The organism is Variovorax sp. 10N420 (assembly GCF_056394705.1).
Genome location: NZ_JBFTIJ010000004.1, coordinates 315,341 through 331,386 on the forward strand (window position 1 = coordinate 315,341; position 16,046 = coordinate 331,386).

The window sequence follows — 16,046 nt, forward strand, 5'->3', positions numbered from 1 at the left end:
AGGTGAAGAAGGCGCAGGGCGAGGGAGCGCACAGGTTACGGAACAGGCGCAACAAGTGACAATGTTCCCCAGACATGGACAGCCTCGACCTGATCAGGACCTTTCGCGAAGTCGCTTCCCATGGGAGCTTCTCGCGCGCCGCCGCCAAGCTGGACGTCTCGAAAGCCACGGTCAGCAAATACATCGCCGAGCTGGAGTCCCGGCTCGGGGTGCGGCTTCTCAACCGTTCGACACGCGCCGTGAGCCTGACGGATGCCGGCTCCCTGCTGCTCGAACGCAGCAAGCCGATGATGGAGATGTTCGAACTCACGCAAGCCGAGGTGCAGGAGCACGCGAGCCATCCCACCGGTCGGTTGCGGATCTCGGCACCTCTGGGGGCGGGACAGGGCGACCTGCCCAAGTTGCTCGGTGAGTTCATGGGGCACTACCCCGACGTCAACATCAGCCTGCACTTGACGAACCGTGCCCTCGACATGGCCGAGCAAGGCATCGACATCGCACTCCACTTCGGTCCGATCGAGGACGAGAACCTCATCGTTCGCAAGCTCGCGCGCCGAAACCTCGTGGCCTGTGCGTCGCCGGTGTACTGGAAGAAGCATGGCAAGCCGACGCATCCGAGCGATCTCTCCCGGCACGATGCGCTGACTTTGTCGCGCCTCGGGCTGCATCCCGAGTGGCGTTTCGAGGTCGACGGCAAGCCCTTCGACGTGCCCGTGAAGAGCCGCATGGACGCCACGGAAGCTGCGCCGCTCATCCAGGTCGCCTTGCAGGGCTTCGGTGTGATCTATCTCGCCGAGATGCTGGTGCAGCCTCACGTGGACCAAGGTGAACTCGTGCCGGTGCTGCACGACTACGTTCGCAGCGATATGTGGCTGTCGGCTGCGTATTTGCAGCGGCGCCACAACAGCGCGGCCTTGCGCGCGCTGCTCGATTTTCTCGAATCGCGCTTCAGCGGGCGGACCAAGGCCAAGAGTTGACGGGCCGGGGCCGCGTCGGATCACAACAAGGAGACAACATGCGACCCTGCTTTCGACCTTTGAATCTTTTCGCGATGTTCTCGCTGGCCGTGACGCTGGCCGGATGTGGCGGCATGACGACCGCACCGCCCCAGCGCCAGCTCATGCTGGTCGCGAATGACGAAAAGCAATCCTGGGACGACGCAGGCGCTGTCAAGCTGGGCGCACCTGAGCGCGACACGCTGCAGATCCTGGACATCGGCACCGATCCGCTGGCGCCCCGGTCGATCGGAACACTCCCGCTGGACAACACCATCGCCGGCCCGCCGACGAACCTGGCGATCACGGCCGACGAAAGGTTGGCGCTGGTGGCCAATTCGCTCAACGTGGTCGAGGAAAACGGCGTTCGCCGCCAGGTGCCCGACAACCGCCTGTTCGTGATCGACCTCACTGCGACGCCGCCCAAGCTGATCGACACGATCACCGTCGGCAAGCAGCCATCCGGGCTCTCGATCAACAGGGCGGGCACGCTCGCGCTGGTCGCGAACCGCGCCGACAACTCCGTCAGCGTGCTTCGCATCGCGGGGCAGAAGGTCACGCTCATCGACACGGTGCCGATGGGCGAATCGGTATCGCACGTGCGCTTCACGCCCGATGGGCGGCGTGCGCTCGCGGCCAAGTTTCCCAATCACAAGATTGCGCTGCTCGACGTCGACGGCGAAAAGGTCACCTACAACAAGGTCGATCTCGCGGTCGGGCTCTGGCCCTACAACGTCGACGTCACGCCAGACGGCAAGCTCGCATTGAGCGCCGACAACGGCAATTCGGGCGCCTCGGATGGTCAGGTCGACACCGTGAGCGTGATCGACCTGGAAGCCAGGCCGCCACGGGTGATCGACAAGGTGGTGGTCGGCGACGGCCCCGAAGGATTGGCCGTCAGCCCGACCGGCAAGCTGGCGGTGGCGGTCATCCTGCGCGGCAGCAATGCGGCCAAGAACGCTTACTTCTACAACCGCAACGGCTCCGTCGTGGCGATGAAGATCGACGGCAAGAAGGTCACGCGCGTCAACGAGGTCGAGGTGCGCGGGCTGCCTGAAGGCGCGGTCTTCAGCGCGGACGGCAGATATCTCTACGTGGGCAACTTCCTTGACCAGGACATCACGATTCTGCGCGTAGACGGTGACACGCTGGTCAACACGGGCAAGTCGTTTGGGCTCGCGGGACATCCGGCTTCGATGCGGGGCCGGCTCACGCATTGACCCATTGATGCATCGGCCCGATGGCAGCGCTGAAATTTGCCTGCTTGAAACGAACAGGAAGGGATTAATCCTTCTGTTTCGGTCTTTCGGAAACGACCTGCCCGCCTAAGCTTCCTGCAGTCCATCAAAAACAGGAAGAGGTATGGCAAGACTGATCATCCTGGCCCGGCGCAACAGCGTGCGGCAGGTCAACATCGCGACTCAGATCACCACCATCGGGCGATCCGGCTCCAACAACGTGTGCATCGACAGCGAGAGGGTGAGCCGGCATCACGCGGCGATCCAGTGGACGGGCGACGGATTCCTGCTGACCGACATGGGCAGCCGCAACGGCACGTTCGTCAACAACCAGAAGGTGAGGGCGCGTGCATTGAGCAATGGCGACGCCATCGTGATCGGCGATTGCCAACTACGGTTCTTGTACAGCAGCACGGAAGTGTCGGCCGCCGAAGCATTGCGGCTGCTGACGACACCTGACGATCTCCTGCAGCCCACCTCGATACGGTGAGCCGCCGGCCCTTCAGGAGGCCATCAGCGCCTCGGCCTTGCGCTGAGGCATCGGTGCGGGCGCGCTCGGGCGGCGTTCGTTGACCAGGCGGGCGGCGAGCTGCGCCGCCATTTCCAGCTTCTTGAGGTCGCGCGCTTCGACGGCTGGATCGGTGCTGAAGCTGAACGAATAGAGGCTGCCGTAGGTGTTCCCGTTGGCCAGCAGTACCGGCGCGCTGAGATAGCAACCGGCGGGCACCCGGGCATGCAGCACCTGCTTGCAGAAGGCCAGTTCCAGCGGTTCGGCCTGTTCGTCGATGAACTGAGCGCCGTGGGTAGGTTGCGAACGGTGCGACACGCGCCTGCCATCGATCACCTCGCAGGCGAAAGCGGCTTCCATCCCGTGCTGCTCACGCAGGAGCTTGAGAACCTGGTGGATTCCGTTGTCGACAAGCGGGTCGCAAAGGTCCGAGGTGGCGATGAGCAAATCCGACACGGTGACCTCCAGGGCATCGTGGGCGTAGTCGCGATCGTTGTAGTAGCTCATGCGGTGACCTCGTTTCTGATGGCTTGATTGGAGCGCACAAACCGCATCTCGCCCAAAAATGAGAACTATGGTTTCGCATTTTTGGAGACGTTTGTCACAAAAGTACTACAACCATCATTCGGTGGTTTCACACGCGCTTCTCTGCTTCGGCGTGAAAGAATGGCCGCCCACATGAACGACCCTCAACCGCCCTTCGTTCAAGGGCAACTCCTCGCACTGCCATGATCGCCTCCCTCCGTCTTGGCTGGCGAACGCTCTGGCGCGACCTTCGCGCGGGCGAACTTCGCCTTCTGATCGTCGCCGTGCTGCTCGCGGTGGCGGCGCTCACCGCCGTGGGCTTCTTCGCCGACCGGCTCAAGGGCGGGCTGCAGCGCGACGCGCGCCAACTCCTGGGGGGCGATGCCGTCCTGGCCAGCGACAACCCGACGCCGCCGGCCTTCATCGAACGTGCGCGGGCGCTGGGCTTGCAGGGCGCGATCACCTACGGGTTCCCGACCATGGCGCGGGCTGGCGATGCGCAGGGCGGCGCGAGCAAGCTGGTAGGGCTCAAGGCGGTGTCGGCCGGGTATCCGCTGCGCGGCAACCTGCAGGTCAGCCAGGACCCGGCTGCGGCCGGCGAGGCGACCCGTGAGGTTCCGGCGCCGGGCGACGCATGGGTCGATGCCTCGTTGCTCGATTCGCTGGGGCTGAAGGTGGGCGACACGCTGCTTCTTGGCGACGCAGGGCTTCGTATTGCGCGCGTGATCACTCTCGAACCCGACCGGGGCGCCGGTTTCATGAGCTTTGCGCCGCGGGTCATGCTCAATCAGGCCGATGTGCCGCGCACGGGACTGGTGCAGCCGGCGAGCCGGGTGAGCTATCGCTTCGCGGTGGCGGGTGAAGCTGGCGCGGTGAAGCAGTTCAGCGATTGGGCCGATGAAACAATCAAGAAGGCGGAGGTGCGCGGGGCGCGGCTCGAATCCTTCGAAAGCGGTCGCCCCGAGATGCGCCAGACGCTCGACCGCGCGGAGAAGTTTCTGAATCTGGTCGCGCTCCTCGCAGCCTTGCTGTCGGCGGTGGCGGTCGCCCTGGCGGCGCGCGGATTTGCGGCCCGCCACCTCGACGATTGCGCCATGTTGCGGGTGCTCGGGCAGAGCCAGCGCACCATTGCCGGGGCTTACGCGTTCGAATTCGCGGTCATTGGCGTGATTGCCAGTGCGCTCGGCGTCGCCATCGGATTTGCCGTGCATTACGCATTCGTGCTGCTGCTGGCCGGGCTGGTCGAGAGCGCTCTGCCCGCGCCGACGCTTTGGCCGGTCGCATTCGGCATGGGCGTGGGCCTGACGTTGCTGTTCGCATTTGGCCTCCCTCCAGTGCTGCAACTGGCGCGCGTGCCGCCGCTGCGGGTGATCCGCCGCGACATCGGCGGTCTCAAGCCCACATCGATTGCGGTGCTGGGCCTGGGAGTGCTTGGGTTTGCCGCGTTGCTGGTGGCGGCCAGCAGCGACCTGAAGCTGGGGCTGATCGCGGTGGGCGGCTTTGCCGGCGCAGTGGCCGTGTTTGCATTGCTGAGCTGGATTGCCGTGCTGCTGCTGCGGCGCAGCGTCAACGAGACCACGGCGCCGCGCTGGCTGGTTCTGGCGACGCGCCAGATTTCGGCCCGGCCCGTCTATGCGGTGGTGCAGGTCAGCGCCTTGGCGGTCGGCTTGCTTGCCTTGATCCTGCTCGTGCTTCTGCGCACCGATCTGGTCTCGAGCTGGCGCAAGGCCACTCCGCCGGACGCGCCGAACCGCTTCGTGATCAACGTGATGCCCGACCAGAGCGCGGACTTCCAGAAGACATTGCGCGACAGCGGCGTGAGCAAGTTCGACTGGTATCCGATGATCCGCGGCCGACTGGTCTCCATCAACGGCAAACCGGTGTCTCCGGACGACTATGCGGACGACCGCGCCAAGCGGCTCGTGGACCGCGAGTTCAACCTCAGCAATAGCGCCGATGCGCCTCCCCACAACATCATCACAGCCGGCGCGTGGAAGCCCGGTGCTCCGGGCGAGGTAAGCGTCGAGGCGGGCCTCGCCGAAACGCTCGGACTGAAGCTCGGCGATACCTTGCGCTTCGACATCGGCGGCATGCAGAACGAGGCGCGCATCACCTCGCTGCGCAAGGTCGACTGGGGATCGATGCATGCGAACTTCTTCGTCATGTACACCGTCGCCGACATGGCCGATGTGCCGGTGACCTACATGGGTGCGTTCAGGGCGCCCGACGTGAAGGGATTCGACAACGCGCTCGTGCGGACCTACCCGAACGTCACCAATGTCGATATGAGCGCCACGATCAATCAGGTCCAGCGCGTGCTCGATCAGGTCATTCGCGCCGTCGAGTTTCTCTTCGGATTCACGCTGGCGGCGGGCTTGGTGGTGCTTTTCGCGTCGGTCACCGCCACGCGCGAAGAACGGGCTCGCGAATTCGCCGTGATGCGCGCGGTGGGTGCACGGGGCAGCCTTCTGCGCCAGGTCCAGCGCGCCGAGTTGGCCGGCGTCGGCCTGTTGGCGGGCTTTCTCGCGAGCATCGTCGCCTCGGTGATCGGCTGGGCGCTGGCGCGCTACGTGTTCGACTTCACCTGGACCGCATCGCCCTTCGTGCCGATCGCGGGAGCGCTCGCTGGCGCGGTGCTGGCGTGGGCAGCCGGCTGGTGGGGGTTGCGCGAAGTGCTGCGGCGGCCAGTGGTCGCGACGCTGCGGCAGGCTTCGGAATAGAAGCGATGAAGGGGATGGAACCGAACAGAGCCGCTAGGGGTGCTTCAGCACCTCGTCGCGCAACTGCGGGAACACTTTCGATACCTTCGCCAGCAGATAGTCGCCGTACCTGCCGTTGAACGCATGCACGTTGGCACGGTCCCAGCGGGCGGCGCTATCGTCTTGCGCCTCGGCGCCCGCGAGACCTTCGATACGCTGCACGCGCGCCTCGAAGTTCGGGTCGAAGAAAAGCGGGAACGAAAGCCTGTCGCGGCCCGATGTGTTGCGCGTCACGCGATGCGGGGTCGACTTGTAGAGCCCGCCCGTCATTCGGTCGAGCATGTCCCCGATGTTGCAGACGAACGAGCCCGGTACGGGCGGCGCGTCGATCCAGCCTTCCGGCGTGCGCACCTGCAGACCGCCGACGTCGTCCTGATGCAGGATCGTGAGCAAGCCATAGTCGGTGTGTTCGCCCACGCCCCAGAGCACATCCATCCCTTCCGGCACGGGCTGGGTCGGGTAGTTGAAGATGCGAAAGAGGATCAGCGGATCGGCGGTATAGCGCTCGGCAAAATATGCGGGCGGCAGGCCGAGGCTCACGGCGATGGCTTGCATCAGGCGATGGCCGAGCTTCGTCACCTGATTGATATAGGCGAGCACCGTCTCGCGAAAGCCTTCGATGTCGGGAAACAGATTGGGCCCGTGCACCGGCGTGCCCGCCTGCACCAGCGGATGGGTCTCGGGCATCTCGGTGCCGAAGTAGATGCCTTCCTTCCAGTCGGGCCGACCCGAGGTGAGTTCGCCGGCGAGCGGGAAATAGCCCCGCCAAGCCCGGCCGCCGAGCGCCATGCGCCAACGCATCTTGGCCGACTCCTCGAGCGCGAAGAAGCGGCGGCTGAGATCTTCCAGGCGCCGGACGAGCGATGGGTCTACGCCGTGGCCGGTCACGTAGAAAAAGCCGTGCGCGCGGCAGGCGGCTCCGATTCGCGATGCGGCCTCGGCAAGTGCGCCGGCTTCGTCGCCAAGCGCCGAAAGGTCGATGACCGGCAGGGCGCCGCCAGCGGTGGAAAGGGGCAAATCAGGCATCCCCGGATGTTGCCCCAACTCTTGGGGACAATGTCGGCCATGCAAATTCAGGACAAGCCGCCATTCGATACGCCCTTCGAATGGATCGGCGGCGAAACCAAGGTTCATGCGCTGGTCGAGCGCTTCTACGACCTCATGGACCTCGAGCCCGCCTATGCGCAACTGCGGGCGGTGCACGGCACGACGCTCGACAACGCGCGCCAGCGTCTTTTCTGGTTCCTTTGCGGATGGCTGGGCGGCCCGCAGCACTACACCGATCGCTTCGGACATCCGATGCTTCGCGCCCGGCATTTGCCGCAGAGCATCGGCGGCCATTCGATCGGTATCAAGGAACGCGACCAGTGGCTGGCGTGCATGGACCAGGCAATGGGCGAAACGGGCGTGCCGGAGGACCTTCGTAAGCGCCTTCGCACGTCGTTCTTTCAAACGGCCGACTGGATGCGCAACAGGGGCGAGTAGGCGACGCGGTTCAGCGAGGGGTTCAGCGCCGCGAAGGCGCCAGCAGCACCACCAGCGCACCGGCGCCGCCTTCCGCGGGCTTGGCTTGCACGAAGGCCAGCGTTTCGTTCTTCTGGATCAGCCAGCGCTGCACCTTGGCCTTGAGCACGGGTTGCTTGCCCGGCGAACCCAGCCCCTTGCCATGAACCACGCGCACACAGCGTATGCCCTGCTTGTGCGCGTCGCGCACGAAGGCGCCGAGCGCGTCGCGGGCCTCGTCGCTTCGCATGCCGTGCAGGTCGATCTCGCGCTGAATCGACCATTCGCCCGCACGCAGCTTGCGCGTCACATCGGTGTTGATGCCGGGCCGGCGAAAGCTCATCGCGTCGTCGGCATCGAGCAACGTGGTGACGTCGAATTCGTCGGACAGGGATTCGCGCAGCACGCGTTGCTCGTCCAACTGCTGCTGCACGGGGATGGGGGCCGGTGGTTCGGGCGCAAGAGGGACGGCCGCTTTCCGCCGCAACGGTTTGGTCGCGCCTATGGCACGCGCGAACAGGTCTTGCTCGGCCGCGCGCTTCTTGTGCGCCGCCGCTCGGATGGCCGCCTCAGCGGCTTCCCTTTCGCGCTGTTCGGCCAGTGATTGTTGAACGTGCTTGAGATCGGCGAGGCTCTTGAGGTTCTTGGGCTTGGAAGGCATGCGTGGCAGACGGAATTCGGCGGGTTCGGGCGGCGACAACCATTGTCCACATTTGCAATTCAGGAAAGCCGTGGCGTCAGACCAGCCCGCGCTCGGCCATCGAAAGGCTGGAACCCCTGGAGACGATCACGTGGTCGAGCACGCGCACATCGATGAGCGCCAGCGCGGTCTGGAGCGTTCGCGTCAGCATCTCGTCCGCGCGGGAGGGCTCCACGCAGCCGCTCGGATGGTTGTGGGCCAGCACCACGGCGGCGGCGTGGTGGTGCAGGGCGCGGGTGGCCACCTCGCGCGGGTAGACGCTGGTCTGCGTGAGAGTGCCGCGAAACAGTTCTTCCATGGCGATCAGCCGGTGCCGCGCGTCCAAAAAGAGAGCGGCGAACACCTCGTGCGGACGTGCCCCGAGATGAAGCTGCAAGTAGTGCCTCACGGCCTCGGGCGAATCGAAAACCGCTCTTTCCTTGAGTTGCTCGGCGAGCGCGCGGCGGGCGAGCTCGAGCACGGCGGTGAGTTCGGCGCGCTTGGCGATGCCACCGAGACCCTTGACGCGCTTCAGGTCGTCGAGCCCTGCGTTGAGCAGCCCCGCGAGTCCTCCGAACTGATCGAGAAGTTCCTGTGACAGTTGGAGGACATTCTTGCCGGCGACTCCTGTGCGCAAAAGCAGGGCGATCAGTTCGGCGTCGCCCAGTGCGGCAGGGCCGAGTCCGATGAGCTTTTCGCGCGGGCGCGATTCTTCGATCAGTTCCTTGAAAGACATGTGTTCTACGGGGTTCGAGCCCCACTCCCTAAAATGTGGGCCCCAGTCTAAAGCGACGTCTCACCTTGTCTTCGACCACTCGCCCCGCCGTCGTCACCGCCGGTTCCTTCCTCACCCTGCACTACCGGCTCGCCGGCCCCGCGGGCGACATCATCAACACCTTCCAGGACAAGCCCGCGACGCTGTCGCTCGGCACCGGCGAACTCTCGCCCGCCATGGAGCAGCGCCTGATCGGCATGGAAGAGGGCACGCACGCCACTTACGAGCTGCCGGCCGGCGACGCTTTCGGCGAACGCAATCCCGAGATGCAGCAGTGGGTGGCGCGCAAGCTGCTCGCGCAGATGGGCGATCCCGACGAGCAATACGCCGTCGGCGACGTGGTGCAGTTCCCGACCCCCGACGGCACCGGCAGCTATGCGGGCGCTGTGATCGAGTCGAGCGACTCGGCCGTCCGCTTCGACTTCAACCATCCTCTCGCGGGTCAGCCAGTGACCTTCGAGGTCAAACTGATTGGCGTGCTGTGAGCGGCGTCGAAGAAGTCATCCTTGCCGAGCCGCGCGGCTTCTGCGCGGGCGTGGACCGCGCCATCGAGATCGTCGAGCGCGCGATCGCGAAGTTCGGCGCTCCCATCTACGTGCGCCACGAGATCGTGCACAACACCTTCGTGGTGAACGAGCTCAAGGCGAAGGGCGCGGTCTTCATCGAAGACCTTGCGGAAGTGCCCCCCGGTTCGACGCTGGTCTTCAGCGCCCATGGCGTCAGCAAGGCCGTGCAGGCTGAAGCGCGGGAGCGTGGCTTCTACATATTCGATGCCACCTGTCCGCTCGTGACCAAGGTGCACGTCGAAGTAGCCAAGCTCGCGAAGGAAGGCTATGAGTTCATCATGATCGGCCACAAGGGCCATCCTGAAGTCGAGGGCACGATGGGTCAGCTTTCCAGCGGCATCCATCTTGTCGAGGACGTGGCGGATGTGGCGAGCGTCTCACCGGCACAAACGGAGAAGCTCGCGGTGGTGACGCAGACCACGCTTTCGGTCGACGACGCCGCCGAGATTTCCGCCGCCGTGCGCGCGCGCTTTCCGAGCGTGCGCGAGCCCAAGCAGCAGGACATCTGCTACGCCACACAGAACCGCCAGGACGCCGTGAAGATGCTGAGCCCTCAGGTCGATCTGGTGATCGTGGTCGGCAGCCCGACCAGTTCCAACAGCAATCGCCTGCGCGAGCTGGCGCAGCGCCTGGGCACCGAAAGCCACATGGTCGACTCGGCCGCCGAACTCAAGCCTGAATGGTTTGACGGCAAGATCCGGGTCGGCTTGACCGCAGGCGCCTCGGCCCCCGAGGTGCTGGTGCGCGACGTGATCGACCGCATCAAGGCGCTCGGCGCCGTGTCGGTGCGCAAGATGGACGGCATACAGGAAACCCTCAAGTTCCCGTTGCCGAAGGGCCTGAAGCTCGACGACATTCCTGCGCCGGGGCATATTTCGTGAGCGGCGTCAAGACGGGCTGGCGCGCCGAGATCGAAGCCGCCGCCGCGCGCATGCAAGACCGCGCGCCAGGCTTTCTGCGCGAAACGCCGCTTTGGAAGCTCGATGGCTCCGCTCTGGGTATGAGCGTGAAAGGCGTGGAGATCTGGCTGAAGCTCGAACATCTGCAGACCAGCGGGAGCTTCAAGGCGCGCGGCATGATGAACCGGCTGTTGGCCAACGACATACCGGCGAGCGGGGTCATCGTTGCCTCGGGCGGCAATGCGGGTATTGCGACGGCCGCCGCGGCACAGGCACTCGGCGTGCATTGCGAAGTCTTCCTTCCGATGGTTTCGCCCGAAGCCAAGCGCGCGAAACTGCGCTCACTCGGCGCTGAGGTGGTGGTCGGCGGCGAAGCGTATGCGAACGCGCTCGCTGCCTGTCTGGAGCGCCAAGGCGCCACAGGCGCATTGCTCACCCACGCCTACGATCAACCCGAAGTGGTGGCCGGCGCAGGCACGCTGGGGCGTGAGATCGAGCGCCAGGGTGGTCTGCCCGACTCAGTGCTCGTCAGCGTCGGCGGAGGTGGCCTGATCGGTGGACTCGCGGCATGGTTCGAGAAACGTGCGCGCGTCGTCGCACTCGAACCTGAGCGTGCGCCGACGCTGTTCCGTGCTCGCGAGGCTGGCCAGCCGGTCGACGTCGAGGTCGGCGGTATCGCAGCCGATTCGCTCGGCGCAAAGCGCATCGGCGCGATCGCGTGGGACGTCACGCAAGGCCATGTGCGCGATGCGCTGCTGCTGTCGGACGACGCGATCCGGGCGGCGCAGTCGTGGCTTTGGAAGGAACTGAAACTTGCCGTCGAACCCGCCGCTGCCTTGCCGTTGGCCGCATTGCAATGCGGCGCCTACGCGCCGCGAGAAGGCGAGAAGATTTGCCTGATCGTTTGCGGTGCCAACGTCGATCCAGCTACTCTGGGCTGAGAGCTCAGCCCTGCGCTGGTGCCTGCTGGCAGTTCACCATCCAGGGCACGCCAAACTTGTCTTCGAGCATCCCGAAGCCGGCTGACCAGAAAGTGGCGCCGTAGGGCATCGTCACCTTGCCGCCTTCGGACAGTGCCTTGAAGAGCTGTTCGCCTTCCTTCACGTCCTTGGCTTGGACCGAAAGCGAAAAGCCTTTGAAGCCTTCGAAGTTGTACCCCGGTGGTGCATCGGACGCCATGATCTGCTGACCGCGCGCGTGCAGCGTGGCATGCATGATCTTGTTCTTGAAGTCCGCCGGCATCTCCGCACCCATGGGGCTTTCTCCGAAGGTCATGCTGAATGCAATGTTGCCGCCGAGGCACTTGGCGTAAAACGCGAATGCTTCGGCCGTGTTGCCGTTGAATGTCAGATAGGCTTCCATGCGATCTCCTTGAGCTGAAGTGGTCGGGGGGAACGATGCTACGCGCACCTAAAATCGCGCAATGCTCGATATCACTCTGTTACGCAAGGACCTCGCTTCGGTGGTCGCGCGCCTCGAAACGCGCAAGAAGAACCAGCCCTACCTCGACGTGGCAAGGTTCAGCGCACTCGAAGCCGAGCGCAAGACCTTGCAGACCCGCACCGAGGAATTGCAAGCCCGCCGTAACGCCCTCAACAAGCAAATCGGCCCGTTGAAGGCCAAGGGCGAATCGGTCGATGCGCTGATGACGGAGGTCAACGCACTCAAGGCGGAGCAGGAATCCTCGGCCACGCGTCTCGACGAACTCCAGCCTGAACTGCATGCATTGCTGTTGGCCGTGCCGAACCTTCCGCACGCCAGCGTGCCGGTCGGCGAGGACGAAGCGGCCAACGTCGAAGTCCGCCGATGGAGCCCGAAGAGCGGCGCCGGCGGTTCCGCAGCGCCGCTGCCATTCGCAGCCAAGGATCACGTCGATCTCGGCACGCCGCTCGGGCTCGATTTCGAGACCGGCGCCAAGCTTTCCGGCTCGCGCTTCTCCGTGATGAAGGGCCCGATCGCTCGCCTGCATCGTGCGCTCGCGCAGTTCATGCTGGACATCCAGACACAGCAGCACGGCTACACCGAGTGCTATGTGCCGTACATCGTCAACGCCGACACGCTGCGCGGTACCGGTCAGTTGCCCAAGTTCGAAGGCGATCTGTTTGCTGCGAAGAAGGGCGGTCAGGACGGTGAACCGGCGCCTGATCATTCGGCGCTTTACCTCATCCCGACGAGCGAGGTCCCGCTGACCAACTTCGTGCGCGACGAAGTGGTGGCGGAGGCCCAGTTGCCGATCAAGCTCACCGCTCACACGCCATGCTTTCGGTCGGAAGCGGGCAGTGCCGGCCGCGACACCCGCGGAATGATTCGCCAGCATCAGTTCGACAAGGTCGAGATGGTGCAGATCACCCATCCCGAGAAGAGCTACGAGGCGCTCGAAGCGATGGTGGGCCACGCCGAGGCCGTGCTCCAGGCGTTGGAACTGCCGTACCGCGTCGTGCTGCTGAGCACAGGGGACATGGGTTTTGGTTCGACCAAGACGTACGACCTGGAAGTGTGGCTGCCGGCGCAGGACACTTATCGCGAAATCAGTTCGGTCTCCAATTGCGAAGCCTTCCAGGCGCGTCGACTGCAGGCTCGCTTCAAGAATGCACAGGGAAAGAACGAACTCGTGCACACGCTCAACGGCTCGGGTCTGGCGGTGGGGCGAACGCTGGTTGCGGTTCTGGAGAACCATCAGAAGGAAGACGGTTCGGTCAATGTGCCGGCTGCATTGAGGCCCTATCTGGGCGGCCTCGAAGTGCTGCGCGGCTGAAAAAACGCGCTTTTCGGTCTGCTAGAATCGCGGGCTCGACAGACACCGGAGAGGTGGCAGAGTGGTCGAATGTACCTGACTCGAAATCAGGCGTACGTGCGAACGTACCGAGGGTTCGAATCCCTCCCTCTCCTCCAAACAAAAGCCCCGACAGCGAAAGCTGCCGGGGCTTCTTGTTTTAGGCCGCGCGGAGAAAAGCGCCCGCTCAGGCCGCCGTCACATCCGCGCTTTCAATACGTCGGGCGTACGCAGCAAGCACGATCCGCTCGGAGTGCACCAGATAGTCGCCAAGCTCGTTCGAAGCCTTGGCAAATTCCCCCGCTTCGGCCAGTTCCAGGATCTTCATGTTCATGTCGACGTACGGCGCATGCAGGAATTCAGGGTCCTGCAGCAGCCCGAACGCGAGCCGCAGTTCGGCCAGCACCTGCGCGAACATCAGGTTGAGGCGCTCACTGTCGGCCAGCTGGACGATCGACATGTGAAAAGCCATGTTCGCTGTGCCGACGCCCAGCCAGTCGGACGCAGCGCGGCTGCGCATTCCAGTTTCGACGGCTTCTCGCATGCGTGCCTTGGCGGGGTGGCGCGGGTACGCCTGCCTCAGGGCCTGGCATTCGATGAGCCGGCGTACACGGTAGATATCGATGATGGACGCGATGCTCGGGATCGCTACGAACACACCTCGGTTGGGCGCGTGCTTGAGCAAGCCGTCCTTGGTCAGAACCCGGAACACCTCTCGCAATGTGTTGCGGGAGATTTGGAGCCTTTCGCTCAGGGCTTGCTCCGACAGGCGTTGGCCCGGTGAAAACTCACCCTGGGTAATCATCCCGCGAAGCTGCTCGGCCACGCGCTCGCCGAGGGTCAGGAGAGTCGATGGCACCGGCGCGATTTGTGTCATTGATGGCATGGAGAAGTTGCCAGCGGTTGTAGCAGATCAGTGAGTCACGCACGCATCTCCCGCAACCCTAGCGCGGGTTTGCACCAATGATTTGCGACGAATGATGGATCAACAATAAATGTATTGTTCAACAATGTCATAGATTTAAACCAGTCAATGAGAATTCTGGTTGATCGAATGGCACGCATTTTGCGACGGCTGGAGCAGGTCCTGTTCTTTTCCTGCCTCATTTAAGGAGCGATCCCATGGCGAGCGACATTCATCTTTGGCCCCTCATCGGCGTGGCCGTGATCATTGCGGGCTTCATCCTGCGCTTCAATCCGATGCTGGTCGTGATCGTGACCGCGGTCGTGACGGCCTTCGCTGCCGGTTTTCCGATCGAAAAAATCCTCGCGACGATCGGTACCGGCTTTGTGAAGACACGCAACCTGCCGCTGATCATCCTGTTGCCGTTGACGGTGATCGGCTTGCTGGAGCGACATGGGCTTCGCCAGCACGCACAAGACTGGATCAGCCGCATCAAATCGGCCACCGCCGGGCGGCTGCTCATCGTCTATCTGGCCGCGCGGCAGCTGACGTCGGCCGTCGGATTGACGAGCCTCGGCGGCCATCCGCAGATGGTCCGGCCGCTCCTCGCGCCCATGGCCGAAGGCGCCACTGAAGCGCGCTATGGCAAGCTGCCCGAAACTGTGCGACACAAGCTGCGCGCGTACGCCGCTGCGACTGACAACGTCGGTCTGTTCTTCGGCGAAGACATGTTCGTGGCCTTTGGCGCGATCGTGCTGATGACCACTTTCCTGCACGAGGCGGGCATCGACGTCGAACCCATCCACGTCGCCTTGTGGGGCATCCCGACCGCGATTTCGGCATTTGTGATCCACGCCTGGCGATTGCGCAGGCTCGACAAATCGCTGGCCGCCGAACTGGCAAAGAACCCTGCCGGTTCGGAGTCCGAAGTGGCGCCAGCCGCCATCAGCAAGCAGGGAGTCTGATCATGCTGTCCATCGTTCACCTCTACTACCTGGTCGGCGCGATCCTGGCGCTCACGGCGATGATGACGCTGGCCGACCGCCGGCATCCCAAGCGCTACTCCAGCGCATTGTTCTGGGGCCTGTATTCGCTTGTGTTCCTGGTCGGCGACCAATTGCCGCCGGTGTGGGTTGGCGTGGGTGCCATCGTGATGGCGCTGATCGCCGGATTCGGCGGGGTCGGCATGGGCCATCATGTGACCCGCTCGGCCGCCGAGTACGCCGCCAGTGCCAAGCGGCTGGGCAACAAGCTCTTCGTGCCGGCGCTGGCGATTCCGTTGCTGACCATGGCTGGAACGCTCTCCGCGAGCCACCTTGTCGTCGGCGGCGTGCCCTTGCTGGACCCGAAGAACACGACGCTGGTGAGCCTGGGTGTGGGGTGCATCGTCGCGCTCGGCCTGGCCTGCTGGCTGACCCGCGAGACGCCTGCGCAGGCGATCCGCGAATCGCGCCGGCTTACCGATGCGCTCGGCTGGGCGCTGGTGCTGCCTCAAATGCTGGGCATGCTGGGGCTGGTGTTCTCGGACGCGGGCGTGGGCAAGGCGGTGGCATACCTCACGACCAGCTACATCAACATGGATGTGCGCTTCGTTGCCGTGGCCGTCTTCGTGATCGGCATGGCGCTGTTTACCGTCATCATGGGCAACGGCTTTGCGGCGTTTCCGGTGATGACCGGCGGCGTGGGCGTGCCGATTCTCGTGGGCGTGTATCACGGCAATCCGGCGGTGATGGCCGCGATCGGCATGCTGTCGGGCTATTGCGGGACGCTCCTGACGCCGATGGCCGCCAACTTCAACATCGTGCCGGCCGCGCTGCTCGAACTGCCCGACAAGAACGCGGTGATCCGTGTGCAGGTGCCCACGGCGCTGATGCTGCTCACCGTCAACGTTTTCCTGCTCTACTTCCTCATGTTCCGCTGAG

At 64.3% G+C, this 16,046-nt stretch carries 17 protein-coding genes and 1 tRNA gene; 12 read left to right on the forward strand and 6 right to left on the reverse strand.

Annotation, left to right across the window (positions count from 1 at the left end):
* Nucleotides 1-74: 74 nt before the first annotated feature.
* The 3 genes from AC1DEK_RS12660 (at nt 75) to AC1DEK_RS12670 (ending at nt 2,723) form a co-directional block, all read left to right on the forward strand.
* A complete protein-coding gene (locus AC1DEK_RS12660) occupies nt 75-977 on the forward strand; it encodes a LysR family transcriptional regulator (protein ID WP_478125575.1) in 903 nt (300 codons plus the stop codon).
* Nucleotides 978-1,015: 38 nt separating this feature from the next.
* Entirely contained in the window at nt 1,016-2,215 is a 1,200-nt protein-coding gene (locus AC1DEK_RS12665; RefSeq protein WP_478125576.1) for a YncE family protein, read from the forward strand.
* 142 nt (nt 2,216-2,357) lie between these two features.
* A complete protein-coding gene (locus AC1DEK_RS12670) occupies nt 2,358-2,723 on the forward strand; it encodes an FHA domain-containing protein (protein WP_478125577.1) in 366 nt (121 codons plus the stop codon).
* Between the two features lie 12 nt (nt 2,724-2,735).
* Here the strand turns inward: AC1DEK_RS12670 and AC1DEK_RS12675 are convergent, their stop codons facing one another.
* Nucleotides 2,736-3,248 carry a hypothetical protein gene (locus tag AC1DEK_RS12675; protein ID WP_478125578.1) on the reverse strand — a complete coding sequence of 171 codons (513 nt, stop codon included), beginning with the start codon at nt 3,246-3,248 and terminating at the stop codon, nt 2,736-2,738.
* Between the two features lie 221 nt (nt 3,249-3,469).
* Here AC1DEK_RS12675 and AC1DEK_RS12680 point away from each other — a divergent pair, with 221 nt between their 5' ends.
* The gene (locus AC1DEK_RS12680; protein WP_478125579.1) at nt 3,470-5,986 is read left to right on the forward strand and encodes an ABC transporter permease; all 2,517 of its coding nucleotides are present in this window, start codon (nt 3,470-3,472) and stop codon (nt 5,984-5,986) included.
* A gap of 33 nt (nt 5,987-6,019) precedes the next feature.
* Here the strand turns inward: AC1DEK_RS12680 and AC1DEK_RS12685 are convergent, their stop codons facing one another.
* Nucleotides 6,020-7,051 (reverse strand): isopenicillin N synthase family dioxygenase, encoded by a 1,032-nt coding sequence (locus tag AC1DEK_RS12685; RefSeq protein WP_478125580.1) that lies wholly within the window; start codon nt 7,049-7,051, stop codon nt 6,020-6,022.
* Between the two features lie 39 nt (nt 7,052-7,090).
* Here AC1DEK_RS12685 and AC1DEK_RS12690 point away from each other — a divergent pair, with 39 nt between their 5' ends.
* A complete protein-coding gene (locus tag AC1DEK_RS12690) occupies nt 7,091-7,510 on the forward strand; it encodes a group II truncated hemoglobin (protein WP_478125581.1) in 420 nt (139 codons plus the stop codon).
* A 22-nt stretch (nt 7,511-7,532) separates the two neighbouring features.
* Here the strand turns inward: AC1DEK_RS12690 and AC1DEK_RS12695 are convergent, their stop codons facing one another.
* Nucleotides 7,533-8,189 carry a Smr/MutS family protein gene (locus tag AC1DEK_RS12695; RefSeq protein ID WP_478125582.1) on the reverse strand — a complete coding sequence of 219 codons (657 nt, stop codon included), beginning with the start codon at nt 8,187-8,189 and terminating at the stop codon, nt 7,533-7,535.
* Between the two features lie 76 nt (nt 8,190-8,265).
* On the reverse strand, nt 8,266-8,943 hold the full coding sequence (gene radC, locus AC1DEK_RS12700; protein WP_478125583.1) for a RadC family protein: 678 nt from the start codon (nt 8,941-8,943) through the stop codon (nt 8,266-8,268).
* A 65-nt stretch (nt 8,944-9,008) separates the two neighbouring features.
* On the opposite strand from radC, the gene AC1DEK_RS12705 reads away from it, so the two are divergent.
* Genes AC1DEK_RS12705 through AC1DEK_RS12715 form a run of 3 tightly spaced genes read left to right on the forward strand, consistent with a single transcriptional unit; the run spans nt 9,009 to nt 11,388 of the window.
* Nucleotides 9,009-9,467 carry an FKBP-type peptidyl-prolyl cis-trans isomerase gene (locus AC1DEK_RS12705; protein ID WP_478125584.1) on the forward strand — a complete coding sequence of 153 codons (459 nt, stop codon included), beginning with the start codon at nt 9,009-9,011 and terminating at the stop codon, nt 9,465-9,467.
* Entirely contained in the window at nt 9,464-10,429 is a 966-nt protein-coding gene (ispH, locus tag AC1DEK_RS12710) for a 4-hydroxy-3-methylbut-2-enyl diphosphate reductase (RefSeq protein WP_478125585.1), read from the forward strand. The genes AC1DEK_RS12705 and ispH overlap by 4 nt, the downstream gene beginning before the upstream one ends.
* A 29-nt stretch (nt 10,430-10,458) precedes the next feature.
* Nucleotides 10,459-11,388: a threonine/serine dehydratase gene (locus AC1DEK_RS12715; RefSeq protein WP_478125842.1), complete on the forward strand. Its 930-nt coding sequence runs from the start codon at nt 10,459-10,461 to the stop codon at nt 11,386-11,388.
* A gap of 4 nt (nt 11,389-11,392) precedes the next feature.
* On the opposite strand, the gene AC1DEK_RS12720 is transcribed toward AC1DEK_RS12715, so the two are convergent.
* Complete coding sequence (locus tag AC1DEK_RS12720; protein ID WP_478125586.1) at nt 11,393-11,809, reverse strand: VOC family protein; 417 nt, start codon at nt 11,807-11,809, stop codon at nt 11,393-11,395.
* 61 nt (nt 11,810-11,870) lie between these two features.
* Between AC1DEK_RS12720 and serS the strand changes: the two genes are divergently transcribed.
* The gene (gene serS / locus AC1DEK_RS12725; protein ID WP_478125587.1) at nt 11,871-13,202 is read left to right on the forward strand and encodes a serine--tRNA ligase; all 1,332 of its coding nucleotides are present in this window, start codon (nt 11,871-11,873) and stop codon (nt 13,200-13,202) included.
* Between the two features lie 47 nt (nt 13,203-13,249).
* Nucleotides 13,250-13,339 (forward strand) — tRNA-Ser (locus AC1DEK_RS12730).
* 68 nt (nt 13,340-13,407) lie between these two features.
* On the opposite strand, the gene AC1DEK_RS12735 is transcribed toward AC1DEK_RS12730, so the two are convergent.
* Nucleotides 13,408-14,097, reverse strand: a complete 690-nt coding sequence (locus tag AC1DEK_RS12735; protein ID WP_478125843.1) for a GntR family transcriptional regulator — start codon at nt 14,095-14,097, stop codon at nt 13,408-13,410.
* A 245-nt stretch (nt 14,098-14,342) separates the two neighbouring features.
* Between AC1DEK_RS12735 and AC1DEK_RS12740 the strand changes: the two genes are divergently transcribed.
* Both AC1DEK_RS12740 and AC1DEK_RS12745 read left to right on the forward strand, forming a co-directional pair.
* Nucleotides 14,343-15,089 (forward strand): DUF969 domain-containing protein, encoded by a 747-nt coding sequence (locus AC1DEK_RS12740; RefSeq protein WP_478125588.1) that lies wholly within the window; start codon nt 14,343-14,345, stop codon nt 15,087-15,089.
* Nucleotides 15,089-16,045, forward strand: coding sequence for a DUF979 domain-containing protein (locus tag AC1DEK_RS12745; RefSeq protein WP_478125844.1), 957 nt, complete (start codon nt 15,089-15,091; stop codon nt 16,043-16,045). The genes AC1DEK_RS12740 and AC1DEK_RS12745 overlap by 1 nt, the downstream gene beginning before the upstream one ends.
* Nucleotide 16,046: the final 1 nt, after the last annotated feature.

Bases quoted from the DNA above. Each gene is read 5' to 3' on its own strand.
- AC1DEK_RS12735 (WP_478125843.1), bottom strand. From the start codon at position 14,097: ATGACACAAATCGCGCCGGTGCCATCGACTCTCCTGACCCTCGGCGAG.
- AC1DEK_RS12660 (WP_478125575.1), top strand. From the start codon at position 75: ATGGACAGCCTCGACCTGATCAGGACCTTTCGCGAAGTCGCTTCCCAT.
- serS (WP_478125587.1), top strand. From the start codon at position 11,871: ATGCTCGATATCACTCTGTTACGCAAGGACCTCGCTTCGGTGGTCGCG.
- AC1DEK_RS12665 (WP_478125576.1), top strand. From the start codon at position 1,016: ATGCGACCCTGCTTTCGACCTTTGAATCTTTTCGCGATGTTCTCGCTG.
- AC1DEK_RS12695 (WP_478125582.1), bottom strand. From the start codon at position 8,189: ATGCCTTCCAAGCCCAAGAACCTCAAGAGCCTCGCCGATCTCAAGCAC.
- AC1DEK_RS12680 (WP_478125579.1), top strand. From the start codon at position 3,470: ATGATCGCCTCCCTCCGTCTTGGCTGGCGAACGCTCTGGCGCGACCTT.
- AC1DEK_RS12675 (WP_478125578.1), bottom strand. From the start codon at position 3,248: ATGAGCTACTACAACGATCGCGACTACGCCCACGATGCCCTGGAGGTC.
- AC1DEK_RS12670 (WP_478125577.1), top strand. From the start codon at position 2,358: ATGGCAAGACTGATCATCCTGGCCCGGCGCAACAGCGTGCGGCAGGTC.
- AC1DEK_RS12690 (WP_478125581.1), top strand. From the start codon at position 7,091: ATGCAAATTCAGGACAAGCCGCCATTCGATACGCCCTTCGAATGGATC.
- AC1DEK_RS12740 (WP_478125588.1), top strand. From the start codon at position 14,343: ATGGCGAGCGACATTCATCTTTGGCCCCTCATCGGCGTGGCCGTGATC.
- radC (WP_478125583.1), bottom strand. From the start codon at position 8,943: ATGTCTTTCAAGGAACTGATCGAAGAATCGCGCCCGCGCGAAAAGCTC.
- AC1DEK_RS12720 (WP_478125586.1), bottom strand. From the start codon at position 11,809: ATGGAAGCCTATCTGACATTCAACGGCAACACGGCCGAAGCATTCGCG.
- AC1DEK_RS12685 (WP_478125580.1), bottom strand. From the start codon at position 7,051: ATGCCTGATTTGCCCCTTTCCACCGCTGGCGGCGCCCTGCCGGTCATC.